The sequence below is a fragment of the Porticoccus sp. Uisw_050_02 genome, assembly GCF_047729555.1.
GTDB lineage: Bacteria > Pseudomonadota > Gammaproteobacteria > Pseudomonadales > Porticoccaceae > Porticoccus.
Window position 1 is genome coordinate 884,258 of record NZ_CP159825.1, and the last position, 25,370, is coordinate 909,627.

Annotated in this window: 28 protein-coding genes and 2 tRNA genes; 4 read left to right on the forward strand and 26 right to left on the reverse strand. The window is 40.4% G+C overall.

The genetic code is table 11. The annotated features are described in order from the left end of the window. Positions 1–2 precede the first annotated feature (2 nt). A complete protein-coding gene (locus ABXT41_RS04245) occupies positions 3–1,856 on the reverse strand; it encodes a hypothetical protein (protein WP_415390284.1) in 1,854 nt (617 codons plus the stop codon). 171 nt (positions 1,857–2,027) lie between these two features. Between ABXT41_RS04245 and ABXT41_RS04250 the strand changes: the two genes are divergently transcribed. Then, positions 2,028–2,222, forward strand: a complete 195-nt coding sequence (locus ABXT41_RS04250; protein ID WP_415390285.1) for a YHYH domain-containing protein — start codon at positions 2,028–2,030, stop codon at positions 2,220–2,222. A 158-nt stretch (positions 2,223–2,380) separates the two neighbouring features. On the opposite strand, the gene ABXT41_RS04255 is transcribed toward ABXT41_RS04250, so the two are convergent. The 14 genes from ABXT41_RS04255 to ABXT41_RS04320 all read right to left on the reverse strand — a co-directional run bounded on the left by ABXT41_RS04255 (position 2,381) and on the right by ABXT41_RS04320 (position 11,914). Continuing rightward, a complete protein-coding gene (locus ABXT41_RS04255) occupies positions 2,381–3,307 on the reverse strand; it encodes a hypothetical protein (RefSeq protein WP_415390286.1) in 927 nt (308 codons plus the stop codon). A 64-nt stretch (positions 3,308–3,371) separates the two neighbouring features. Continuing rightward, positions 3,372–3,851, reverse strand: a complete 480-nt coding sequence (locus ABXT41_RS04260; protein ID WP_415390287.1) for a thermonuclease family protein — start codon at positions 3,849–3,851, stop codon at positions 3,372–3,374. Between the two features lie 21 nt (positions 3,852–3,872). Continuing rightward, positions 3,873–4,382: a hypothetical protein gene (locus ABXT41_RS04265; protein ID WP_415390288.1), complete on the reverse strand. Its 510-nt coding sequence runs from the start codon at positions 4,380–4,382 to the stop codon at positions 3,873–3,875. Positions 4,383–4,502: 120 nt separating this feature from the next. Next, on the reverse strand, positions 4,503–5,204 hold the full coding sequence (locus ABXT41_RS04270; RefSeq protein ID WP_415390289.1) for a hypothetical protein: 702 nt from the start codon (positions 5,202–5,204) through the stop codon (positions 4,503–4,505). A 17-nt stretch (positions 5,205–5,221) separates the two neighbouring features. After that, positions 5,222–5,965, reverse strand: a complete 744-nt coding sequence (locus tag ABXT41_RS04275; protein WP_415390290.1) for an MORN repeat-containing protein — start codon at positions 5,963–5,965, stop codon at positions 5,222–5,224. A gap of 62 nt (positions 5,966–6,027) precedes the next feature. Next, positions 6,028–6,582 (reverse strand): hypothetical protein, encoded by a 555-nt coding sequence (locus tag ABXT41_RS04280; RefSeq protein WP_415390291.1) that lies wholly within the window; start codon positions 6,580–6,582, stop codon positions 6,028–6,030. Between the two features lies 1 nt (position 6,583). Beyond that, on the reverse strand, positions 6,584–7,567 hold the full coding sequence (locus ABXT41_RS04285; RefSeq protein ID WP_415390292.1) for an MORN repeat-containing protein: 984 nt from the start codon (positions 7,565–7,567) through the stop codon (positions 6,584–6,586). Then, positions 7,567–8,043 carry a hypothetical protein gene (locus tag ABXT41_RS04290; RefSeq protein ID WP_415390293.1) on the reverse strand — a complete coding sequence of 159 codons (477 nt, stop codon included), beginning with the start codon at positions 8,041–8,043 and terminating at the stop codon, positions 7,567–7,569. The genes ABXT41_RS04285 and ABXT41_RS04290 overlap by 1 nt, the downstream gene beginning before the upstream one ends. A 37-nt stretch (positions 8,044–8,080) precedes the next feature. Continuing rightward, entirely contained in the window at positions 8,081–9,199 is a 1,119-nt protein-coding gene (locus ABXT41_RS04295; protein WP_415390294.1) for a hypothetical protein, read from the reverse strand. Beyond that, on the reverse strand, positions 9,200–9,979 hold the full coding sequence (locus tag ABXT41_RS04300; RefSeq protein WP_415390295.1) for an MORN repeat-containing protein: 780 nt from the start codon (positions 9,977–9,979) through the stop codon (positions 9,200–9,202). Between the two features lie 54 nt (positions 9,980–10,033). Continuing rightward, on the reverse strand, positions 10,034–10,318 hold the full coding sequence (locus ABXT41_RS04305; RefSeq protein WP_415390296.1) for a DUF6804 family protein: 285 nt from the start codon (positions 10,316–10,318) through the stop codon (positions 10,034–10,036). Positions 10,319–10,426: 108 nt separating this feature from the next. Continuing rightward, entirely contained in the window at positions 10,427–10,729 is a 303-nt protein-coding gene (locus ABXT41_RS04310; RefSeq protein WP_415390297.1) for a hypothetical protein, read from the reverse strand. 76 nt (positions 10,730–10,805) lie between these two features. After that, positions 10,806–11,420 (reverse strand): hypothetical protein, encoded by a 615-nt coding sequence (locus ABXT41_RS04315; protein WP_415390298.1) that lies wholly within the window; start codon positions 11,418–11,420, stop codon positions 10,806–10,808. A gap of 68 nt (positions 11,421–11,488) precedes the next feature. Next, positions 11,489–11,914, reverse strand: a complete 426-nt coding sequence (locus ABXT41_RS04320) for a hypothetical protein (protein WP_415390299.1) — start codon at positions 11,912–11,914, stop codon at positions 11,489–11,491. 192 nt (positions 11,915–12,106) lie between these two features. On the opposite strand from ABXT41_RS04320, the gene ABXT41_RS04325 reads away from it, so the two are divergent. Further along, the gene (locus ABXT41_RS04325; protein ID WP_415390300.1) at positions 12,107–12,388 is read left to right on the forward strand and encodes a hypothetical protein; all 282 of its coding nucleotides are present in this window, start codon (positions 12,107–12,109) and stop codon (positions 12,386–12,388) included. Next, positions 12,385–13,539 carry a hypothetical protein gene (locus tag ABXT41_RS04330; RefSeq protein ID WP_415390301.1) on the forward strand — a complete coding sequence of 385 codons (1,155 nt, stop codon included), beginning with the start codon at positions 12,385–12,387 and terminating at the stop codon, positions 13,537–13,539. The genes ABXT41_RS04325 and ABXT41_RS04330 overlap by 4 nt, the downstream gene beginning before the upstream one ends. Positions 13,540–14,030: 491 nt before the next feature. On the opposite strand, the gene ABXT41_RS04335 is transcribed toward ABXT41_RS04330, so the two are convergent. The 11 genes from ABXT41_RS04335 to msbA all read right to left on the reverse strand — a co-directional run bounded on the left by ABXT41_RS04335 (position 14,031) and on the right by msbA (position 23,884). Next, positions 14,031–14,261: a helix-turn-helix transcriptional regulator gene (locus ABXT41_RS04335; protein WP_415390302.1), complete on the reverse strand. Its 231-nt coding sequence runs from the start codon at positions 14,259–14,261 to the stop codon at positions 14,031–14,033. Between the two features lie 73 nt (positions 14,262–14,334). Next, positions 14,335–15,549, reverse strand: a complete 1,215-nt coding sequence (locus tag ABXT41_RS04340) for a tyrosine-type recombinase/integrase (RefSeq protein ID WP_415390303.1) — start codon at positions 15,547–15,549, stop codon at positions 14,335–14,337. Positions 15,550–15,745: 196 nt separating this feature from the next. After that, a tRNA-Leu gene (locus ABXT41_RS04345) sits at positions 15,746–15,832 on the reverse strand. 80 nt (positions 15,833–15,912) lie between these two features. Further along, a tRNA-Cys gene (locus ABXT41_RS04350) sits at positions 15,913–15,986 on the reverse strand. Positions 15,987–16,073: 87 nt separating this feature from the next. Further along, a complete protein-coding gene (pgsA, locus tag ABXT41_RS04355; protein ID WP_415390304.1) occupies positions 16,074–16,643 on the reverse strand; it encodes a CDP-diacylglycerol--glycerol-3-phosphate 3-phosphatidyltransferase in 570 nt (189 codons plus the stop codon). 41 nt (positions 16,644–16,684) lie between these two features. After that, the gene (gene uvrC, locus ABXT41_RS04360) at positions 16,685–18,559 is read right to left on the reverse strand and encodes an excinuclease ABC subunit UvrC (protein ID WP_415390305.1); all 1,875 of its coding nucleotides are present in this window, start codon (positions 18,557–18,559) and stop codon (positions 16,685–16,687) included. A 2-nt stretch (positions 18,560–18,561) separates the two neighbouring features. After that, on the reverse strand, positions 18,562–19,614 hold the full coding sequence (gene murB, locus ABXT41_RS04365) for a UDP-N-acetylmuramate dehydrogenase (protein WP_415390306.1): 1,053 nt from the start codon (positions 19,612–19,614) through the stop codon (positions 18,562–18,564). Then, the gene (locus ABXT41_RS04370) at positions 19,614–20,093 is read right to left on the reverse strand and encodes a low molecular weight protein-tyrosine-phosphatase (protein ID WP_415390307.1); all 480 of its coding nucleotides are present in this window, start codon (positions 20,091–20,093) and stop codon (positions 19,614–19,616) included. The genes murB and ABXT41_RS04370 overlap by 1 nt, the downstream gene beginning before the upstream one ends. 10 nt (positions 20,094–20,103) lie before the next feature. Continuing rightward, positions 20,104–20,868 carry a 3-deoxy-manno-octulosonate cytidylyltransferase gene (kdsB, locus tag ABXT41_RS04375; RefSeq protein WP_415390308.1) on the reverse strand — a complete coding sequence of 255 codons (765 nt, stop codon included), beginning with the start codon at positions 20,866–20,868 and terminating at the stop codon, positions 20,104–20,106. 64 nt (positions 20,869–20,932) lie between these two features. Then, the gene (gene lpxK, locus ABXT41_RS04380) at positions 20,933–21,997 is read right to left on the reverse strand and encodes a tetraacyldisaccharide 4'-kinase (RefSeq protein WP_415390309.1); all 1,065 of its coding nucleotides are present in this window, start codon (positions 21,995–21,997) and stop codon (positions 20,933–20,935) included. Further along, the gene (gene msbA, locus ABXT41_RS04385; RefSeq protein WP_415390310.1) at positions 21,998–23,884 is read right to left on the reverse strand and encodes a lipid A export permease/ATP-binding protein MsbA; all 1,887 of its coding nucleotides are present in this window, start codon (positions 23,882–23,884) and stop codon (positions 21,998–22,000) included. Positions 23,885–24,145: 261 nt separating this feature from the next. Here msbA and ABXT41_RS04390 point away from each other — a divergent pair, with 261 nt between their 5' ends. Further along, positions 24,146–25,339, forward strand: coding sequence for a patatin-like phospholipase family protein (locus tag ABXT41_RS04390; RefSeq protein ID WP_415390311.1), 1,194 nt, complete (start codon positions 24,146–24,148; stop codon positions 25,337–25,339). Positions 25,340–25,370 lie beyond the last annotated feature (31 nt).

The following is a 25,370-nucleotide window of genomic DNA, read 5'->3' on the forward strand; positions in this document are numbered from 1 at the left end:
TTTTAAACCTTTCGAAAAATAAAACGACTGGGGAATGACACACTTCTTAGCATCGGATCAATCAAAGAAATTAACTTTCCCAAGAGTAGAAAAGAGAATCCAAGACAAGAAAAAACTATTGACTTTATATTTATCCAGACCGCCTGAGACATTGCATACCAAGATCCTACAGCCTGAAATAATTTCCGTCCGACAACAAAAGATCCTGCCATAGAGAGCAAGCAAAAAATAAAAGGGATGATATTTTTAGTTAGGGATATAGGGCTAAAGATAAGATAAATTACCAACAAACACAGGGCGGTAATTATAGCTGCAGTTATCATATTTAATATTGTCGCCCCCTCTAATATCGCTTTTGCTAAAAGACCATCGGTTGTCTGGGAAATCAGCACGTTGGACATCAATGACAATCCGGCAAAAGTTGCGAGCGCAACAATCAAAATTGCTGCCGCTACGTGCTCTAAGGTGCCGCTAACTGACAAATCTCCTAAAGAAAATTCAGCAGGGAGTGCAATCGTCATTACCAAAATGGAGGCAGCAAACATAAGGAAGTAGACTAAATTTATTCTATGAAAAGAGGTTGTATCCTCCAGGTTAAGCACCTGTGTTTCTATCTCAGGAACCGGGGTTTCTGCTATTTCGGCATTTTTCAGCGCTTCATTTATGGAGTTAACTCTTCTATCTAGATTTTCTCCAAATTGATTCAATGAAACGGAAATTTCTTCTGCCGAAATTTTGTTAAGATCTATATTTTCTTTTCTAATTTGCGCTACTATTCCCTTGATAGCCTCAGAGATTTTGTCTACACCGTCCTGAATAATATTGAACATAGTGTTCTTATCATTAAGATCGCGCTCAAACCTGGCAAAATCAGTTTCCCTTGAATAATTAAAAAACGCCATGCTGGACGAATGGCCGAATATATAAAGCGCGAATACAATAGAAGGGCCAAGGAGAGATATAAACCCACCATTCACAAACATCTCCATGATCTCTCCGCTAGCCAAAAAATCAAACCCTGATTCGCCGGTACCAACCATGAAATAAAGAAGAAGCTCCACCATTGCCAAGAAAAAAACTATAGACCAACCAAATATGTGGGTTATACGACTCGGAGCAGCACCGAGGTTTTGCTTGCTCTCGTAATCCATAAAACCGAATATTGCACCTACACCTAGCTCAATCATCGTGAACATAAGAGCTACAACAGCTGCATATGAAACATCAAACACCTCTCTTCCTGCAAATAAATCATCAAAAACGGTATACAAAAGAGCGGAATTAACCATCACTACACAGATAAGAAGTGGAATAAACATCCGTAGCTGATTCAAGGCCTTTTTTTTAAGCACTTCGTGGTCCTTATTAAGCTCAAGCTGTGGAATACTTACATCATTTAATTGCCCAATATTGCCACTGAGTTCGCCTAGTGATGTATTCAGCTGTAAAATCAAAGCGGACTTTTTAGCTTCTCTATCAAAAGAGATAGCTGGCACTAGCTTAAATTCCTGATAAAAATCATCGACAGACTGCCGCAAAGGATGTTCATTTAGTTCAAACTTAGGGCTATCAAAAGAAACAACTGTTGAGTACTTTGAATAAAAAACTTTCATCAGCCTGCTAGATCGAGCGCTGCACTTCCTTGATAGAAAAAAAAGTTTTGATGATATCAGCGCAATCGAGTCCGTTAATGCCTCCAAAGCTTTGCTAAAAGCAGCGGAAATAACCCAAGCAATGAACGAGACAGGAATCCAGGCGATAAGAATAACTAAGGCTATCAGACTTATCTTCGCTATAATCGGCAGCATCGGATTTAATGCAGACAGCCCTTCGATCAACAAGATAACTGACCCCATAACCACCTCTATAAATTTAAAGTAATATTTGACTATTTTAACTATATAGTAGATATTTGATGAAAGACAGAAAACTGACTTAAGTCTATCTTATTTCGATAAAACGTAAGTCATTGCAACATATTCCAAATATTAATAAAATCGTATATATCAAATATAGGAAATGCAAAAATGAAGAAAAACATAATGCTTGCATTGCTCGCTTTAGTTGTTTCTGGTAGCGCTGTCAGTCTTGGATTCATTTCAGAACATACTCACGACCAAAAAAGTATAACTGGAATTGAGATACGTAACGACCACAGCGGGCGTACAAACAGCTCTGGCTGTCATCGTGAGACCAAAACTGGCGGGTATCACTGCCACTAAGTAAGAATAATTTCTAGTTTTTTATATGTTAGCTTGAGGGAATTTTCTTGGAAGATGCTTTTTTCTAGAGTGATCAACTAATAACTGTTTATTGTAGCTTATATGTCTATACTTATATTTAATCAGCCATACGGTTCTAATCCTTTCTCTGCTAAACGTTAGTTTCCGTTTAATCTTTCGAGATAACTCGCAAAAAACTTTACTCTTTGCTCGCCAGCCAACATGACATATTCACCAATAGCATGTTTATCCTTCAGGAGTTCAACCATCAACTCTTCAGCGGAAGAGGTATGCTCCAAAATCGTCTGCCCTATCGCTGTACGATGCTTAGGTTGAATCATTTTTAATAGCAGACCCTGTAATTCTTCTCTACAACAAAAAACCATACTGTCATGTCCTTTTGAAAAAACAGCTTTCTCTGCAACTGATAGGTATTCAGGATTCATTTTTTGGGCAATAGATGCTTTTTCTGGGTGCTTGAAACCATACTTTTCAGCTAAAGCGCTATATTCAGGATTGTCATCCCAAAACTTATCAGTAATTGATGCCATAGACGCTAGCGGGGCAGGTTGAGCCTTTTTAGGTGACACTGCATCCTTGGTATCCATTTTAATTCCATTGAGCCACATGGCATGTTCAGCGCTTCCTTCTTTCATTCCTTCTGGAACTTCACGCAGAGATGGGTTTTCTCTAACTGTTTTTTTCCATACCTGATTCTTGTTAACTAACTGATATCCCTTGTTTTTCATACAGTTTTTTTTCTTTTTCCCCATAATTATTCCGTTAGCAAGCCCTTTTCCTAAAGCATATCCAATTGCATTAGCGGCAGAATTTGGAGGATCCTTCTCTGTTGTTGTACAGCTGACTGAACCGAAACCACCTCTACAGTCAGTATCGTAAACTTTTGGTTTATCTGGGGCTTTGGTAGAAGTATCTATTCCAGTTCTCGCATAATTATCACATGCAGCTAAGTCTGCGTTAACCTGTGCTTGAGAGCCTACTGTATCAGACACCCAAATCTTATTTGCGGCACACCCAGTTAAAGATATAGATACAAGTAGTGCAGATGTAAGAAGTTTTTTCATTTCTTAATCCTTATTCGTTTACCAATCAAGCCAGCCTTTAGATTCTAATTTATTCCTAGTTTACTTAACGTACACCCTTACGCCAGCTCCACGGTGCTATAGGTTTCGCGTCAGCCCACAGTCCAGTCTTTTTTGTTTTAGCTTGAGCCTCAAGCTCATAAAGAATCTCATCATTAGTATATTTTCTATACACCCAAGCCATACCTTGCCTAACTAATTCGTAGTTAATATTTTGACCGTCAACGAAAACAATACCAACTGTTCTTCCATATCTATCTTTGGTCTCTACTTCTATTAAAGCTTTTTTTTGAAAAACTAATTTAGAGAGTGCCTGTTTGGCTTCGCTACCAAAAGGCTGTTTTCTCTCTGGTGTATCTATACCAGCTAATCTAACTTTTATTTTTTCATTTGAACCAGTAAGGAGCGTTAAGGTATCGCCATCAGCTATTTTAACTACTAAGCCTTCTGTAGTTTCTGCATGAGCTAACAGATTGAATATTAAAAATAGAGATACTATTAGTAGTGGTGTGAGTAGTGTTTTCATTTCTCTTTCTATTTTAATGATTTATTTGCAGGTAGCATTTAACTTGGTAAATTCCTTTTTAAATAAATCTGTATTCCAATTTGCATGTAATTCGTTATTAATTTCCTTACCATCACTTTTAGCATCAAAAGTGGTGTAGTTTATCTGAATAGAATTACCAGCTTTTATTAGATTAATAATCTCACTGTCATCATCTTCACTAGATTGCATAACTCCAGATTTAAGGTAAAGTTTAGTTCTCCCAAATTCATATTTTTTAAGAATCTCAGTTGCGTGGTTATCCTTCAAAACCACTGTAAATTTTCCTTTAATCTCATCCCAATCGTACCCCTCATAACGGATATTTATTAGCAGACGAGGTTGTTTGTAAAAGTTAGCGCAAGAAATTTGTACGTTAACTAATAAATCTTCAGAGTTTATAGTTAGTTCAGAAGTTGGAGAAGACCAGAATCCAGAAGTATCACTAAAACTCCATATCTCTGCCATTACCAGATTAGGTATTAGTAATAAGAACAGGAGTAGTTTTTTCATTACAAGCAATCCCTCCAATCTTTAGAAGTACAGAGTTGTCCATTCTCAAGGTAAGTGGACTTATCTTGTTCTACACCATTTAAAAAATTTGATTTTCAGCTTCAACTTTTAAAAATCTGGTTAGTTCATATTTATCAACTTAGCAGAGTAGTGCTCGGAATCTAACAACAGACGCCTAATTGTATCTTTATTTTCATATGAGCTATAAAAATTAAAGGACATCGGAATGCCTTTTATAAGATTAACCCCAGTCACAACAGCTACGGGCTTATTAGAACCTTCAACCTTCATAATGACTCCCGTATGAACCGAGTCAGTTTCAGATAAGATACCCAAATTAATGGTGTCTGACATCTGAAAATGAAGATCAAGGTTATCAAAATACTTTTTCGATTGATTTTTTGACAAACTATTGAATTGCTCTTGTATGTGGTGGATATCCAAATCCTTCCAAGCAGCTTTTATACTCTTTTTGTATTTTTCTGGATCATATTTAGGAAAAGTTTTCTCTTTCTGGGAAGACATTTGTCCAAGCACCATAACCCAATCTTTATGCTCAGCATCACTTGAACCATCTTTTATTTTTTTTTGAACTTTACAATTAACCCAATACTGAAGAAGTTTGTTACCACTAGAAAATTGTAGCTCACTGAAATATTCAAAAGCTATTTTTTCATTAGGATGATTGCCGAGCAAGCATAATCCCTCAACCTCTGGTAGAAGCATATAAGAATCGCCAAACTTTACTCTACTTTCTCCCGATGCATTTGCCCCAAAAAGAAGCGTCAATATTAATAATAGTGTTATTTGCTTTAGTTTCATTTCTTAATCCTTATTCTCTACCATTCATACCAAGCCTTACCGTATCCCTTTTGCTCTAAGCAGGCTTCTTCAATCTTCTTAGCTGCATATTCTGTATTTGCCTTACCTGCTTCCTTGGCACATTCAGTGCGAGCATTATTTTCTTCTCTTCTACGGTGTTCAGCTAAATCATAAAGGTATTCATTATCAGCATATATACCTGATTCAACTTTGCCATTAGGGTAAGTAAAAGTGCCTTTGCCATGCTTCTTACTATACTTCCACTCACCTACGTATTTACCACCATCAGCCCAAGTAAGTGTGCCTTCACCGTGCATCTTATTATCCTTGTACTCACCTACGTATGAAGAACCGCTAGGGTAAGTAAAAGTGCCATTGCCATGCCAATCACCATCCTTATACTCACCCTCGTATTTAGCACCATCAGCCCAAGTGTATGTGCCTTTGCCATGCCTCTTACCATCCTTATACTCACCTACGTATTTATCGCCATTAGCCCAAGTAAATGTGCCTTTGCCATGCTTCTTACTATACTTCCACTCACCTACGTATTTACCACCATCAGCCCAAGTAAGTGTGCCTTCACCGTGCATCTTATTATCCTTGTACTCACCTACGTATGAAGAACCGCTAGGGTAAGTCATAGTGCCAAAACAGTTATGGTAAGTTTGGGTTTTGTCTTCAGGACAAGGAGGTAACTCACTAGCGTAACTAGGGAGTGCTATTAGAATTAGCAGTAGTGGTGTGAGTAGTATTTTCATTTCGCATGAGTCCTTATTCTTGTCTAATTAAACCAGCTAGAGCTTATGCTGCAGACCGCCCATCAATTACAATTCGTAGTTTTAAAAGTGGGATTATAGGTGCAATCAAAAAAAGAACCGTTAGGAAGAGTTATCCGTTGGTTTTGATTCTGAAAACTTTCAAGGCTAGGAGCAGTTGGCGCTTGAGGAATAGGAAGTGTTCCTGCTGTTGATGAAATAGAATCCTGCATGGTTTGCCCTCCCATCATTCGTAAGCCAACTTCCATAAGTGCTAGGTTCTGTTTTCTCTCTTTCTCTTTTTGAATTTTGGCTTGCTGCTCTTCGTACTGTTGTTGTTGCTGGCGATAATAATTTAATTGCTCTTGATGCTGTCTTTGCTGGCGTTCATGCATTGCAGCAAATTTTGCTTCAGCTGCTTTACGATGTTGTTGCTTGAGTTCTGCTATTTTATTAAGTTTTGCTTTATCCCTTAAAGCTAAAACACACGCACCAAACTCTTCTGTTTTGGATTCATATCCAATCACTTCGCAAACCTGCATCAAATCTTCAGACAAGATATCCGAGTGTGCTTGTGCTGAAATGACGCTAAATAAAGCCATCAGAAATAATTTTTTCATATCAAATTGACTCCACAATACATTCTCTGTATTTCTTAGTATCAACCTTGAAACCTATGTTTTGGCAATCCTCCATATACGGCTTTAACTTTGAAAGAATGCGTTGCTTTTGAGAGGCTATACGTTGCTTTTGAGCAGCTATTTGAGCAGCTAATTGAGCCTCTTTTTTTTGTTTTTCTCGCTCTTGCTGCTCAGCTAAATCGTAAAGGTAATTACCATCATCCCAGACACCTGATTGAATTTTGCCATCAGGAAAAGTCATAGTGCCTTTACCATGAGGACTTTTATGCCTGATTTCACCTTCATATTTTCTGCCATCAGCATAGTTATAAACACCTTTGGCAAAGCCATTATAAATAGTAATCTGTTCATTCCAGCCCATATCAAATGAACCTGAGTATTTATCACCATTAGGATAAGTCAAAGTGCCTTTGCCGTGGAAACTACCACGGGATAAACCACCCACAAAATCTCCTACATATTTAACACCACTGGCATAAGTCAGAGTGCCTTTGGCAAAGCCATTATAAATAGTAATCTGTTCATTCCAGCCCATATCAAATGAACCTGAGTATTTATCACCATTAGGATAAGTCATAGTGCCATTGCCGTGCCTATCGCCATCCTTAAACTCACCTATGTATTTGCCGCCATCAGCATAAGTCATAGTGCCTTTGCCATTGAGAGCATTGTCTTTAAATTCACCTACGTATTTATTACCATTACTGTAAGTCAAAGTGCCTTTGCCATTGAGAGTATTGTATCTAAATTCACCTACGTATTTATTACCATTACTGTAAGTCAAAGTGCCATTGCCGTGAGGAAATCCATCTTTTAGCTCACCTTTATACGAACCATTAGAAAATGTCTTGCTACTCATAACAGAATACAAGAGGTCACCCTCGTTTATAGTTCTATTGTTAGCACACCCTTGAAGCAGAACCAGCAGGGATAGTATTAGAAGTAGCGTGAGTAGTAGTTTCATTATTTATCTACTGATTCAGCTGACTCGTAAAGATATTTATTATCCGCCCATATGCCCCTTATTACTCTACCTTCAACCCAAAGAGTACCTTGTCCGTTCATCTCGTTATCTTTGAACTCACCTATGAATATAGTGCCATCAGCAAGAGTAGTAGTCCCTTTACCGTTGTACTTGCCGTTCTTAAACTCACCTACGTATGAAGAACCATTAGAATAAGCATATGTACCATTGCCATGCTTATCGCCGTTCTTGAACTCACCCTCGTATCTGTCACCATTAGGATGAGTTGTAGCACCTTTGCCGTGTGGTAAACCGTTCTTGAACTCTCCATCGTATCTCATACCAGTAGCCCAAACATAACTTCCCGTACAATCATCCAGAGTCTCACGCTCATCAGTACAATCAGGAAGAGCATAGGCATGAGATGCAAGGGACAACAAAACAAAGATGAGAGAGGTGGTGAGCAGTGTTTTCATTTCGTATAATCCTTATTCTCTACCATTCATACCAAGATTAAGATTCTGGTTCTAATTGTTTCTCTGCTAGACAGGTCTTCTCTATTTGTTTGGCGGCATATTCAGTACCTGCTTTACCTGCTTCTTTAGCACAGTCACTTCTAGCTGATTCAACTGACTTGTAAAGGTATTTATTATTAGCAAATATACCTGATAGAAGTTCGCCAGTAGTAGTAGTGTAAGTGCCTTTGCCGTGATTCATATCATTCTTAAACTCACCTACGTATGAAGAACCATTAGACGCAGTGAATGCGCCTTTGCCAGCTCTCACACCGTCTATAAAGTAGCCCCGATATATAGCACCATCAGCCCAAGTATGTGTGCCATTGCCGTGATACTTACCATCCTTAAATTCACCTACGTATGAAGAACCATTAGGCACAGTGAATGCGCCTTGTCCGTTTTCCTTGCCATCCTTGAACTCACCCTCGTATCTATCACCATGAGCCCAAGTAAATGTGCCTTTGCCATTTTTCTTATTATCCTTAAACTCACCTACGTATTTATTGCCATTAGCATAAGCCATAGTGCCATTGCCGTGATATTTATCATCCTTAAACTCAACCTCGTATCTATCACCACTAGCCCAAGTAAATGTGCCTTTGCCATTTTTCTTATTATCCTTAAACTCACCTACGTATTTATTGCCATTAGCATAAGCCATAGTGCCATTGCCGTGATACTTACCATCCTTAAATTCACCTACGTATGAAGAACCATTAGGCACAGTGAATGCGCCTTGTCCGTTTTCCTTGCCATCCTTGAACTCACCCTCGTATCTATCACCATGAGCCCAAGTAAATGTGCCTTTGCCATTTTTCTTATTATCCTTAAACTCACCTACGTATTTATTGCCATTAGCATAAGCCATAGTGCCATTGCCGTGATATTTATCATCCTTAAACTCAACCTCGTATCTATCACCACTAGCCCAAGTAAATGTGCCTTTGCCGTGTCTCTTATCATCCTTAAATTCACCTACATATTTATTGCCATTATCAAAAGTAATAGTGCCAAAACAGTTATGGTAAGTGTCTTCAGGACAAGGAGGTAAATCACTAGCGTAACTAGGGAGTGCTATTAGGATAAGGACTGTTGCTATGATTAGAGTTTTCATTTATTCCTTAAAGATATTTGATATTAGTGTTTTATATTGCTGGAAGTCCTTAATCTTTCCATCATCAATGGGGGCGGATTGTGAGGTAGCTGTGGACTGTATTTTTTTCTTTTGCTTGCGAGCTTTTCTTTGCATCTTTTTAGGGAGTTCTGTACCCCACTCACCAATATATTCGCCATGGGCCCAAACGCCTAATCGCTGCTCTCCATCACTATGAAATTCAGCGCCAGTGCCATGTGGTAAGCCATCTTTATATTCACCGAAATACTTCACCCACTCACCCGTTTCTTCATTGGTGACCAGCATGTAACCTTGGCCATTCTCTAGGTTATCTTTATATCCGCCTTTATAGACTACATAGCAGCCTTCCTCTTTTCCATGCAAGCTGCCATGACCTTCTCTTTTGTCTTTTTTAAAGTTGCCTTCATATCTTGATGAATCTGGATAGATAATGACTCCCTCACCATCAAGATAATCTTTAACAAACCCACCGATAAATGTTGTTCCGTCAGACTGCGTCAAAGTTCCTTTTCCGTGAAATTTCCCTGTTTTAAACGATCCCACATAGATAGAGCCATCTGGAAAAGTCATCTTGCCCTTGCCATTGAATTTTCCCCATTTCCACTGACCTTTATAGATGTGACCATCAGCCCAAGTAAATGTACCAAATCCATCTGGTTGATCCACATCCAGCTCACCAATGTAGTGATCACCGTCTTCAGTGGTGAAGGTTTGGTTTTTTAGTTCTTCTGGAGACTTTTTACCGAATAGTCCGAACATTTATCTTCCTTCACTGAGAGTCAGTTTATGTATTAATGCAATGAGTGGTATTTTTTAGCTGGATGCCCTATATGCAGTGATTGTAAAATAAACTCCAACGATTATATTTATTGGAAACCATACTTCTCTGGATAGGTGGACAGGTATCAGGGGGTTAAATAATAAAGCTATACCCAAAAATGCCCAGAAATTAAAGCTATCTCTCTCAAAAAGAAAAAATGCAGCGTAAATTGAAATTCCTGTGACAACTAACCTTAGTAAAGTGTAGTAGCCATAAGGTAAACCAAAGATAGCAATGAAAAGTAATATGGCTGGAATGTAGAGGATTTTTTTTGTCATTTATTCACCCATTAGATTGAGCTCTCTTCCAGTTAAATAACGATACAAATTTTCAGCATCGGAAAATTGATCGGGGTAAACATTTAATTCTTCTCTCAACAGATACCTTTAGGATTGTTTTGATTTAAATACTTTTGAGAAGACTTCCGTTACGAGTGCTGGAGCTATGAGCAACAAGCCTGGAGCGGCAACTAAAACTCCAACCCACGTATCATATCCATATACGCTAGTCACTGCTAAATAAGTTCCCACTGTTAACGGCAACATAAATCGTAGTATGAAAGCTACAGCAACAGCACCTACAGCCCAGCCGCTCCCGAGCCAGTCTTCAATTCCTATATAACCTAAGCCAATTTGAGCAATACCTGCAATCATAATTCCAATATATAATAAACCCATTAATGCAGCCATCTATTCATCCTTTGCTTATTTATTAAAAATACTTGCTATCCATGGTTTAGACGATTAATGATAATAGCTTCATCGTTTAATTATCACAATCTGATGATGTGATGGCGAATTCACCGATATATTTATTGGTGTCAGTATAATAAATGTACCCTAAGTCAAACAATTTCAACAAAGAGAGCGTTGCAGGTGTTGAGCATGCGACAGTTATTGTATGTTTTTGCAATTGTTTATTAACGACGCTAGAAGTAATTTTATCGCCTGCGTCGCCTGATTTGATAAGGTAGTAGTAAACTAGTTTTTTTCCGTCCATACACATTGTTCTGCTTAATGATGTAATCCTATCAAGCGTAATTGGCGTTTCTTTGTTTATCTCAGCAGATGTATGATGGCACAACTTATCTCTGTGTTCATTTTTCACTATAAGCGAAAGACAAGATGTAAGTATTGGGCTGACCCTTGCGTCAGTGATAAATTTGCCTGATTTAAAAAGCTTTGCAGCTTCGCTCCAACTGATTGTTTTGCTTAACTTGTTATAGAAACATCCGCAATAAAGTTTTGATTCCCTAACATTGTAATTTTTCGCTGTAGTTGCCTCGCATGAGGAAATAAAATCTTGTTCTCCTTTTTTCCAATCAGCATAACTAGGGAGTGCAAGCAGGATTAGTAGTGTGGCGGTGAGAAGTGTTTTCATTTCTATAATCCCCTGTTCTCTTAGATTTACAGAGTATGCTCAAGTGGTTTCATTGTTTGACCTCTAGCCTATAACGGTATGAAACAACAATCGTAACTCATAAGTTTTAATCTAAATTCTTCTATTGATGAATCCTTCCAATCTTCAGCACTGAATCCGTTGCCATGATTGTCGTCAAATAATTTTGCAAAACGTATCACATATTCCTTGATTTCGGGTTGTTTATCAGAAAATAAAGCATCTCTAACTAGCTCGCTAGCAAACTGAACAGTAAGCTCCTGCTCTTTAGTTGCTTTAACTCCACGAGGCAAATAATCATGCGTCTTGCCTTCTAATATCCAAGCAAATTTCTTGAAAAATTCAAGCCCTTCTTCCGTATTAGAGTTAAATTCTTTTTTAAGAGTTTTTGTGTACATTAAGTAAACGGAGCCTACCGTCATAACAAAATGATTAAATAAGTCCTTGCCGTCTATATCTTTGCTGAACCAGCCCATAACTAATCTCCATTAAGTCTTGTATTTGCTTTTCCTTTCTCAGTAGAGAATACTCTGATGAAAAACATTTTCAAACAATATGCTTTGGCTAGCATTCAGAACGACATCAAGCCTTGTCGAGTCAGTAAATCTTTATTTAATAAAGGGAAACAGCCCTATTGACCTAGATGCTTGTAACCAAAGGCGAATGATATGCTTGAACATCACATCAAAAACTGTGTATTTGATCTTGAATGTAAAAAATCATGGCAATCAATGCCAGTTGTTGAGTCAAAAAATAAGAAATGGTGGCGTTTTTCCACAAAAGGCGAAGTGCGCTTCTGCTCTGATTGTGAAAAAAAAGTTTACCAGTGCTCCAGTAATGATGAGCTAGCTAAAAATATTAACCTTAATCGTTGCGTAATGATTGAAAAGCAGATCGAATCGGATAGACCCGCAATAATCGTAGGATATATCCGAGAGACTAAGGAATGAAGATATCATCGTCAATCAAGTACTTCTCCGGAGATATCTATCTGGGTGAATGGAAAAATGGCAAGCGCCACGGACAAGGCACAATGACCTGGCCTGGACGTAATGGTGGAAGTTATGTCGGCGGGTTTAAAGATGGCCGCTATCATGGCCAAGGCATCATGAGTTATGACTTTGGCGAAAAATACATCGGCGGGTACAAGCACGGTGCTCGTCATGGGCAAGGTGTCTGTAACTTCTCCGAAGGTGGCACCTACACTGGTGCATTTAAGAATGGGGACATGAATGGACAAGGCCTCTTTATTCATCCCCTTGGCAACCAGATATACGTCGGTAAATGGAAAGACGGGGAGCGTCACGGACAAGGTGTAATGACTAGTGATGACCTAGATAGTTATCCCAAACTAAGGCTCGGACGTCAGCTGTCTCGAGAGGAATATTTCGGTAAAAAAAATCGCCCCTATGCGGTCATAACAAAATCCCCCAAGTTTAAGTATGAAGGTCAGTGGAAGCACGACCTGTTTCATGGACAAGGTACCCATACTTGGCCTAATGGTGATAAATACGTCGGTGGATGGAAGGATGATCGGTTTCACGGAAAAGGTATTTTTACTGTTCTCGGTTGCTATGAATGCATCGGACAATGGAAGGATGGCCAATACCATGGCCAGGGGAGTTGTATTTTCGATACTGGCACTAAATATGTTGGTGGATGGAAGGACAACAGGCCTCATGGCCAGGGGATCCAGACCTGGAGTAATGGCGAAAAGTACGTCGGTGAATGGAAGGATGGTAAGCGCCACGGACAAGGCACAATGACCTGGAGTGATGACGAAAAGTACGTCGGTGAATGGAAGGATGGTGAGCAACACGGCAAAGGAACCCGTATTTATGCCGATGGCGAAAAGTACGTCGGTGAGTGGAAAAACAATGAGCGTAATGGCCAGGGGACCTGTATTTATGATGATAACAACAAATACACTGGTGGCTGGAAAGATGGGTTCTGGGACTCTAAAGGCACAGTGACTATGACTGCAGGCGAGGAAATTTATGAAGCCACTAGTGAATTCAAAGCATACAAGAGTGTTGGAAAAATGAAACTTACGCGCAATGGCAAGCCATTTACTCCTTTAAAAAAATATAAAAAAGGGTAGCAGTCTTGACGAAAACAACTCTCAGTTAGCGTTAGAATTAAATCTCTAAGAATTACACTGCAAGGCTAAAAATCTACAGCCAGTCTTTTTTTAACATCTGCTTCAGATAATATTACACCAACGCCTGCGCGGAGATTACTAAACTTCCCCATAAATGATTTACTGTTTTCGCGGGCAGAACTATGTTCGTGTTCTATTTGTACAGTTAAAAAACCGAACAGAATTGAGAGACAGTTGATAAGGCGCAAAGCCGCGTATTCTCTATATATATATAATATTATTATTATTATTATTACCTATTGTTCGGTTGTTCGTACTTTTTTTATAGGACAATACCTTTTACTTTTGCCAATTATATTGCGCCGGCAATTGTCTTGGGTGTCTATATATTCAAAACCTGATGTATACCCTAAAAAAACACCGAACGCCTGACAACGTAGGTGGCGCCTACGTATAGTACCGAACAATTCCACAACAAAAAGCCGAACGAGCTACTCTTTCTTTAGCTCTATAGGATATAGGTGCCCCCCTTTAAGACGAATGCATAATTTATCTATATCAGATTGAAGCCAAGCTGTAGTTCGTGGTCCAATTCTTACCCCCGGCGGATAAATTCCAGACTGAATTCCAGCCCACCAGGCTGATCGACTAACTGGAATTTTAGTTAGCACGGTTGGTAATCTATAAAACCCAGACTGGGTGTTTTGTGTCTCTGCTTGCATCGTATTTCACTCTTAATAAATAAAAATTATCTGTTTCTCATCGAGATTTATATCGAAATTTCTCTGTATGCCTTTAAATGGTTTTTCCATTGATTGAAACAACGTTTGTGCCACCTCTTAGACCATCCAGATAATCAGCCCAGTGTTGCATCATCTTCTGACGCTCTGGCAGGTATGTCGCATAATTATAGGCAGCCGATACCTGATTTCCGATTTTATGTGCCAATTGGAGCTCAATAACATCGTGTCGCAAACCCTGTTCGTGCAATATGGTTGATGCGGTGCTTCTGAAGCCATGTGCCGTATGCTTGTCCTTGTAGCCCATGCGTTTTAATGCAACATTGACTGTGTTCTCAGACATAGGTCGCTTAACGCTGACAGCCCCAGGAAACAGGTACTGCAGATGCCCTGTATGACCGTGCAAATCTTTAAGAATAACTAATACTTGCTTTGACAGCGGGACAATATGAGGCAGCCTCATCTTCATTTTTTCCCCGGGGATTTTCCATTCCTTCTTTTCGAAATCAATTTCAGCCCACTCGGCGTGACGCAGCTCTCCCGGGCGAACAAATACCAAAGGAGCCAACTGTAACGCCTGTTGAGTCAGATAGGCACCTTCATAGTTATCGATATCAAGAAGGAGCTGACTAACCTTATCTGGGTCAGTAATGCTTGAATGATGCTTGACCTTAACTGGAGTTAAAGCGCCTTTTAGTACTGAACTCAAGTCCATCGACGCCCTATCAGTTGCAATTGCAAATCTGGATATCTGGCCACAAATTTGAAGCGCACGATGCGCCGTTTCAATATTTCCTCGAGATTCAATTTTTTGAATAGCACACAACAACGCAGCGGGTTTTAATTTACTCATAGCGGTACTGCCGATAAATGGAAAAATATGTCGTTTCAACATACTCATTGTCCTATCAGCAGTTTTCTTGACCCATTTCACCTTATGCTTTTCATGCCACTCCAAAGCAACTGACTCAAATGTATTGGCCGCTTCTTCTTTATCATGGCGCAACTTAGTTTTCTTGATTTCACTTGGATCAAGACCTTGCGCGAGAAACTTTTTAGCTTTATCGCGAGCCTCTCTGGCTTCAGCAAGAGTGACATCAGGATACTGACCGAAGGACAAAAGGTACTCTTTGTTGTTAAAACGATATTTGAGCCGCCAACACTTTGAGCCCGTAGGGTTAACTAGAAGATATAGGCCTCCGCTATCAAATAGCTTGTAGGATTTATCGCGGGGTTTGGCTTTAGTAATTTGAATATGCGTCAATGCCATAATTGGGGGTACCGAGGTAATGAGTGAAGTAAGATACCCCCAAAAATACCCCCAAAAATTATGGATGTCAATGGATCACTATAGACAACTGTATTGTAAATAAAATTAATTAATCAATTAAATCATATACTTAACGTAAAATTAAAGTTTACTAAAGGACCGTATGGACGGGTTTGGACTAGGGGAAAACAAGAAATGGTGCCCGGAGCCGGAATCGAACCGGCACGGTGTTTCCACCGAGGGATTTTAAGTCCCTTGCGTCTACCAATTTCGCCATCCGGGCATAGTCAATGGATGGGCTAAACTACCAATTTTTGTTCTAGAATCTCACCATGCTGGCTGTTCTATTCTTTCAGTCTAAAATGGAGGCGCGGGTCGGAATCGAACCGGCGTACACTGAGTTGCAGTCAGCTGCATGACCACTCTGCCACCGCGCCTTTTGGAGGCAGAATTGTACCCGAGAGGCTCATTAAAGAATAGTCTGAAGCTGCACTAATACGACAATAAACTCAAAGAAAATATATTTAATCCTGCGAATCAGGCATTGAAGATAGCTCTGGCCATGCGGCACGAAGGTAAATAACCATCGTCCATAAAGTAAGAACAGCTGCGATATACAGCAGTATGGTGCCTAATATATCCCATTCAGGATGTTTGGTCGGATCTGCAGCAAGAAGCACTGTGATCGCAATCATCTGAAGGGCGGTCTTAATTTTTCCCAAATAATTTACAGCCACACTGGTTCGCTTTCCAAGCTCCGCCATCCACTCGCGCAGTGCAGATATTATAATTTCTCGGCTCACTATCACTAGTGCAGGAAGAGCAAATAGCAACGTTGCGTGAACCTGAACCAGTACAAGCAATGCGGCCGAAACAATCAACTTGTCTGCAACAGGATCCAAAAAAGCGCCAAATGGCGTGTGCTGATCAAGCTTTCTCGCTAAGTAGCCATCTAACCAATCAGTCGCTGCTGCAATACCAAAAATAGAGGCGGCAGTAATATGCTTCCACTCCCAGGGAAGATAAAAAACAACTACAAACACTGGGATCAGTAAAATACGCAGGAGCGTTAATATATTTGGCAAATTCCACATATTTTGACTACCGAAAAAATCAGGAGGATAAAAGTAACAACTTATTCATTATGCAGGATACTGTAAATAGATTCAGCTACCTTTTTACTTATGCTTGGAACACGCATAAGCTCTGCGACGCTCGCTCGCTTAACCTCATTAATATCGCCAAAAAAACGCAACAATTCACGCCGACGCTTAGGGCCAACACCTTCTATTTCCTCCAGGCTTGAAGTTTTTCGTTTTTTGTCCCTTCGCTGCCTATGGCCAGTGATAGCAAATCGATGCGCCTCATCCCTAATTTGTTGAATTAACAATAATGCGGCAGAATCACTTTCCAGGACTAATTCTGTATAGTCATTTTTAGCATCTATGATGCCTTCCGAGCCTAATGAAGGGGCAAGTAAAAGCGTCTCAAAGCCAGATTTTCTGGTTCTCCCCTTACCCACTCCGACAATTTCAACTCCGATAACACCTAGCTCCTCAAGAACATTGGCCGCTTTTTTTAACTGGCCCAAGCCACCGTCTATCAACAAAATATCTGGCAACTTTTCTTCACCTTTTTGTAATCGCTTGTAGCGTCTAGTTAATGCCTGCTCCATAGCGGCATAGTCATCTCCCGCTGTTATATCTTTAATGTTAAAACGGCGATAATCTGACTTGAGAGGGCCATTAGTATCAAAAACAACACAGGAGGCCACCGTTGCTTCTCCGCTGCTATGACTAATGTCGAAGCACTCAAGCCGGCCTGGTAGCTCTTGCAGGTTGAGCAATTTTTGTAGAGCTTCAAATTTTTGTAGCAAATTTTGTTTGGAGATAATGAGACTTTTAAGATTTTGATTGGCTGTTTGTTCTGCCAGCTCAATCCACTTTTTTCTGATAGCTCGACTTCTACACTTAAACTCAATTTTATATCCAGCAACAGAAGAGACGGCTGAGGCAAAAAGCTCGCTATCATCGAGTTTAGCATTTACGACAATTTCTTTTGGAAAATCCCCTTTTCCACCATCTCGCAGATAATATTGTGGGATAAAATGCTCTAGGATTTCTCCCGGAGAGGTCGCCAATGGGACGCGTGGATAAAACGTTCTACTGCCTAAAATTCTCCCCTGTCGAATATACAGGATATGGATACAGCCCTGTGAGCCGTCCTGAGAAGCTGCTACGATATCAATATTCTTGTTGCCTGACTCAACGACTTGCTCTGCCTGTATTTTTCTTAATGCGGTGATTTGGTCTCGCAAAATGGCAGCATGCTCAAAATTTAAATTCTTTGAGGACCAGTCCATTTCTACTTCAAATTTTTTGATGAGATTATCGCTTTTCCCCTCAAGAAACATTTTAGTATAATCGACGTCTTGATGATAACTTTCAGGCGTTACTAGATCGACACAAGGTGCCGTACAGCGCTTAATTTGATACTGCAAACAAGGCCGAGTACGATTTTTAAAAAAACTATCCTCGCATTGTCTGACCTTAAATGTTTTTTGCAAAAAACTCATACTTTCGCGTACGGCCTGAACGCTAGGGAAAGGACCAAAATAACTACCTAGTCGCCTCTTGCTTCCACGATGGAATGCTAATTGCGGATATTTATCTTGATCTGAAAGGAATATATACGGGTAAGACTTATCATCCCTCAACAAGATATTATAAGGAGGTAAATTTTGCTTAATAAGGTTCTGTTCAAGCAACAAGGCTTCGATTTCTGTCTGCGTCACCGTCACATCAATGGTGATGATACGATTTACTAATGCCTGGGTCTTTATTGATAGGCCTGTTTTAGAGAAGTAACTGGCCACACGTTTCCGTAAATTCTTTGCTTTTCCTATATAAAGAATTGCTCCGTTCTCACCTAGCATTTGATAAATGCCTGGTCTTTGGGTGAGCCCTTTTAAGAAAGACTGCGCATCAAACGACGGACTATCGGTAGTCATGGCTATTGGTACACTCTTGGTTCAATTTCTAATGCAATACCAAATTTCTCTAAAACAGACGCCTGAATATCTGATGCTAAAGATAAGAGTTCATACCCAGATCCACCTAAATTGACAAGCACAAGAGCTTGTTGGTCATGTACCCCCACTCCATTTCTTTGGAACCCCTTCCATCCAGCTTTTTCGATCAAATAACCTGCGGCAATCTTCATGTTGCCATTATATAAATCATAGCTAGTTATATCTGGATACTCTTTTTTCAACGCAGTTTCAGCCTCCAAACTAATCACCGGATTCTTAAAAAAACTACCTGCATTGGGAATAATGGCAGGGTCAGGAAGCTTAGAACGACGAATAGAGGACACGATATCGGAGATCATTTTTGGGGTTAAAATTTCATGGAAGCTCTGGCCATGCTTCATCTGCAGTTGCGTGTGAAGCTTCATTAAAGCCTGCTTAAGCGCCGGGTATTCAATACAAATGTCTGGTTTAGCCGAAAGACGGAAACTCACTGCTGTGATGATATATTCATCTTGGCCTGATTGCTTGAAGAAGCTATCTCGATAGCCAAACTGACAGTCACTCAAATCCATTCTTCTCACATCGCCTGTTGCCTTATGTGTCACCTCAAGGGAATCAAATCTCTCGCTCAATTCAACCCCATACGCACCAATATTCTGAATCGGTGCGGCACCCACACAGCCGGGTATCAATGATAGGTTTTCAAGGCCATTCCAGCCCATTTCAAGAGTTTTTAGTACCAATTGATGCCAATTTTCACCAGCACCCACCTTGATCACCAGATCATCTTCTTTCTGAGAAGTTAACTCAATGCCCAGTATTGATATATGAACAACTAGCCCGGCTAGATCTCCAACCAATAAGACATTGCTGCCCGCCCCCAATATAATAATTGACTGTTTGTGCTTTTTTCCCCAAGCAAGCGCTTCGGATAATTCAGCTTGCGAAGAAACAGAACAAAAATATTCTGCTGTTGATGGGAGAGCGAACGTATTGTATTTTTGAAGAGAGACTTTTTTGGTAATTTGCAGCATCAGGCTAGCTGCCCAGATAAATGCTCAAACAAACCATTAGAAGCATCTTCAATAAGATCTAGCACCTCTTCGAAGCCTTCTTTTCCGCCAGTATATGGATCAGGAACTTCTTTTTTTTCACTGCGGCTATAGTCTAGAAATAATCCCAGATGGCCCACAAATTGTGGCGGGGTCATTACCTTTAAATCTAAAAGATTCTGCTTATCCATCGCCAACACATAATCAAATTCACTAAAATCTTCTGGCTTTACTTGGCGTGCCCTCAATTGTGTAAGATCGTAACCATGCTGAAAAGCTGCTTCACAGGCCCTAGGGTCTGGGGCTCGTCCTATATGCCAATCTCCTGTTCCAGCAGAATCTACAATAATTTTGTGCTGCAAGCCCTCATCGATGATTTTTTTTTCAAAAATAGCATGCGCGGTGGGTGATCGGCATATATTGCCAAGACACACGAATAACACTCTGATGGGTTCTTTCACTAACTCTAACCTATGATGATTTTTTTAGTAGACTAATTAGGTGTTGCAAATCTTCCTCTGTATCAATACCGTTAGGTACATGGGAAGTCGCCTGTCCTACGTGTATTCTTTCTCCGTACCACATAAATCGTAACTGTTCTAAAAATTCCAATTTTTCAATAGGGGCTGCCGGCCAACAGACGAATTGGTTCAGCATTGATACTCGGTAGGCATATATGCCTATGTGGCGCATAGGATTAAAAATTGACGATGCTCCACCAGCATTAACATCTGTTATTTCGCGGCGATGCGGTATTGATGCGCGACTAAAATATAATGCCAAACCATTATTATCCGTTACCACTTTAACCACGTGAGAGCTAACAAGATCAGCGTCAATATCAATAGGATCGCAGAGAGTCGCCACTCCCGCCAAAGAATTCGTCGCCAAATTATCAGCCACCTGGTTGATTGCTTCAGGAGGAATCAGCGGTTCATCTCCCTGAACGTTGACAACAATATGATCGGCAGGCAGCTCGAGCTTTTCTGCCACCTCTTGTAATCTATCCGTTCCAGACTGATGATCTGCTAATGTCATGGCAGCTTGGCCACCAAAACTCACCACGTGGTCAAATATTCTTTGATCATCTGTGGCCACAATAATCTGATTAGCATTACTTTTTTGAGCCTGGGTATATACCCGCTGGATCATTGTCATTCCAGCGATATCCATAAGAGGCTTCCCTGGTAATCTTGAGGAGTCATAACGGGCAGGGATAATAACTGTAAAATTCATACTACTTACACTCTGCTTTGGTTAAAAATTTAACTTCTACCAGCCTTCTAATTTTTGCAAAAATTCAAGACTTTAGCTCACGCAATTGCTCTAATAGACCCTTTAAGAACAAGGAATCAGGCACAGCCTGCACATCCATTACCCAAATTTTATCATTGATTATATGTGTGCATTTTACTGCATCTTTTGCAGTAATGATGATCGGCCAGTCGTCTTGGAAAGCAAACTCTTCACCACTAAAATTATGATGATCAGGCCAATGATGGAGCTGAGGATCAAGACCTAAGCTCCCTAGAGTATCTCTAAATCTCTCAGGGCTACCAATGCCTGCAACTGCATGAACCTGTAGACCGTATCCCCAGTCTTTAAACCATATCTTCCCTGGCTGGTTGAGATCGAATAAACCTGTCACTGGCAAAACCTCGTCAGAATTTAACTGCCTTAGTTGGATTGGCTCAATAGCAAATGAGGTGCTATTTTGCAAAGAAGCTGTCTTGCGATCCTTGGTTTTGTCCAGCAAATCAGAAGTTGTCATATTTGTTAAAACGAAGTCTACTTCCTTTAATCTTTTTACCGGCTCCCTTAGGGGGCCGGCTGGTAAACACTGTCCATTGCCAAATTGCCTCTTTCCGTCCACTACAGCAATTTCTATATCTCTAGGTAGACGGTAATGTTGCAACCCGTCATCGCTCAAAATCAAATCACAATTTGTCTTTTCAAGCAGAAATATGGCCGCCCGGTAACGGTCAGGATCAACCACAACAGGACATATATTTGCCAATAACAATGACTCATCTCCAACGCTCAAGGGCGAGCAATTGGTTGTCACCAGCAAAGGATACCGAGAAGCTCTTCCTCCATATCCCCGACTAATAACTCCAGGGTGGTATCCCTGCTCTTGCAACCAATGAGCGAGTGCCGCTACCAATGGGGTCTTTCCAGTGCCGCCGACACTTATGTTTCCCACTACAACCACAGGAACGGTTAACGGAGGATTTGGCACTAGTCTAGCTTGATATAAACGACGCACGCCAGCCAGTAACCGAAACAACCATGAGAAAGGGACCAGTAAAAGTATCCAGCTCAAGTGTCGACTCCAGGCTTTTTCAAGCATGAGAGAAAGTCTCATCTATTGTAATTTTCCATCACCAGGAGGACTCTTTTGCTCTATAGTGATCTTATTGTGCAGTTTGGCGTAATGGCCATTCAGTTCCAGCAGCTCTGCATGTTTTCCCTGCTCGACAATCTTTCCTTTGCTCATGGTCAAAATTCTATCTGCATTTTCTATTGTTGTAAGCCGGTGAGCGATAACAAATGTAGTGCACCCTCGCATAATCCCCTCTAACGCTTCTTGTATGTAGCGCTCTGTCTGCGAATCTAGTGCTGATGTTGCCTCATCGAGTATCAATATCGGTGCATCTTTTAGGATCGCCCTAGCAATAGCTAAGCGCTGGCGCTGCCCTCCGGATAGTTTTACGCCTTGATCGCCAATGATGGTATCAAAGCCCTGGGGTAACTGCTCAATAAACTCTAAAGCGTGCGCTGCTTTGGTGGCATTTCTAACTTCCTTTTCTGAGCATTTCGCTAAAGCGCCATAGGCAATATTATTATAGATAGAGTCATTAAACAGATTTACTTTTTGAGAAACTAGCGCCATATGGCTCCGCAAATTCTCAAGCTTATAGCTTTTTAAATCTTTACCATCCAGAGTGATTTTTCCGCTACCCATCTCATAAAAACGCGGAATCATACTCACTAGTGTGCTTTTACCACTACCAGAGCGACCAACAATAGCAACTGTCTCGCCCGCCTGTACGCTGAAATTTATCCCGTTAAGCACATTTTTTTCGTTAGCGGCATATGCAAAATTGACGTTCGTGAATTCAAACTGTCCGTCAACTTGATTTTTCTCAAGGACGCCCTCATCAACCTCCTCACTTGTGTCAAGGGTGGCAAACAATGTTCCAGCTGCGGCGATTCCTTGCTGAATTTTACTATTTATTCCCGACAGCGCGCGAATAGGCTTAGCGAGCAACGCGGCTGATGCCAAAAACTTCACGAAATCACCACCACTCATTTGTGACAAAACACTGGGGTCAAGAACAAGCCACATCAAAAATGAAAGAGAAGCTGCAACTAACAGCTGGATCACTGGGGTACTGATTGACTCTGTCACAGATAATTTCATCTGTTGTGTGCGGCTATTCTTACTGGCAGCTTTCATTCGTGTACGCTCGAAATACTTTGCACCATATAAATGCATATCCCTGTAGCCGCTAACAAGCTCCTGGGTTACTTGGGCCACGTCGCCCATGGATGACTGTATTTTCAAGGCCAGCCTTCTGAAGCGCTTGCTGACAGAGAGGACTATTAGTCCAATAAGGGGCAGGACGATCATGAAAATTAATGCCAGCCTCCAGTTAAGATAAAACAAGTAACTAATCAAACCGATGACTAGGGCGCCCTCACGAATCATTATTTTTAACGCACTTGTAGCGGCTTGAGTGATTTGAGATACCGTATAAGTTGCTCGAGCCACCAAGTGCCCAGTCATGCTGGCATCAAAATAACTAGCAGGAAGAGAGGTATATTTATTGAAAACATCAACTCTAAGATTGTGTACCAGTATTTGTGATACGTAAGTCATGCAATATCCACCAATAAAAAAAGACACCCCTCTCACCACAGCAATCAAGATCATGATTAGAGGCACGACCCAGCGGGTATCTATTAACTCACCTTCTTCTGTAAAAACTTCCACTAAAAATACAGTTAGCCCACCATTTTGCTTAACATTTTCTGGCATAGCCGCCGAATCAGCCGTCAAACCACCAATAGCATTGACGGTGTATCCAAACAGATCAATAAAAGCAATCTCCATGGACGAAAAAATAATCAAACCCAAGATACTTAAGAAGAAAATACCGAGGTATCTTTTGACATAAGACAGCAACCTTATGTAAATCTGAAGACTAGACATTTTTGGGTGCTGCAAATCAGGTTCTTGTTGAGCCACAATTGCTTCCTAAATTTATGGTACAAAAATTAGTTTACCAAAAGAAAAGCTCATGAGCTTTTTTAATGCATACTAATACTATCAATTGTTCTTACCGAGAATCAGTTTTTTTAATTATTACATAATTGTATAGGTTCAGTTTTTTTCTCAAAAAAAAGATCATATGATAAGTTACATGCTAAAAACATATCGGTCTTAGGTATTGAGGCCATTTAACCTAAAATAGTTTAAAATATTTTTAATAGGGTTTCAGCATTACTTATGGCTAAAGACATCAACGCTAGCGGCTCAAAATTTGGGTTGGTACTTTCTGGAGGAGGTGCAAGAGCAGCCTACCAGGCTGGTGTACTCAAAGCCGTGGCAGAATTACTGCCCCCAGAAACTAGTGACCCCTTTCCGATCATCTGCGGGACCTCAGCTGGTGCGATCAATGCTCTGGCTATTGCTGGCTGTCATGGTTCAGAAAATCAGCGTACTTTTCAATCTAGAATAAAAAAAATTGAGTCTATTTGGTGTGGGCTGGAGGCCAACAACATTTATAGGTCGGATCTGCTTGGTGTATTGAAAAATACCCTCATGATATTTTTTTCTATATTCAATAAAAACTATACGCAAAAAAAACCCAAAGCATTGTTAGATAACACGCCTCTTAGGAGGTTACTGAACGAGCTGATAGATTTTGAGGCCATCAACGAGTCTATAAATAACAAAAGAATCACAGCTGTAAGCATTACTGCCGTTAGCTACAGCGACGGCAAGTCAGTCACTTTTTATGATGGAGAAGCAACGCTTCAGCCTTGGGTAAGATCCAGGCGTATAGGGATCCGCTCAAAACTCACCATCGATCACATCATGGCTTCTACAGCAATCCCTGTCATGTTCCCTACAACTAGAATCATGGGATCCTACTTCGGTGATGGAGCTATTCAGCAACTCAAGCCTATTAGTCCTGCCTTACATCTTGGCGCAAATAAAATATTCATTATTGGAGTAAATGACAACTCTTCAAGTGAACCACCTTCGCTGAGTGATGCTACAAATCTGCACATACATAGTCCGCCGTCCAGCGCAAAAATTATTGGCCACATACTCAATAGCGCCTTTGTAGACGCGATTGACAGCGACCTAGAAACCCTCAGGAACATCAATAGGCTTGCCGAAATCCTACCTGCTGAAACACGAGAAGCAAAAGGTATTAGTGATCTTCGACCTATTAAGTTTCTAGCCATTTCGCCCTCTAAAAGTATTGGTACTTTGGCTAGAAACTACTTCAAGGAATTACCTTTAAGTATGCGCTTCTTTTTGAAGATAATGGGCCTAACAACTCGCAGCGAGGGAATAGAGATTGCTAGCTATGTAATGTTTTCTAAAGGGTTTTGCAGTAAACTGGTAGAATTAGGCTACCAAGATGGTCTAGCAAAACAGCAAGCCATCACCGAGTTCCTTAAAGAGTGACCAAAAATAACAAAAAATCCATTGGCGTATA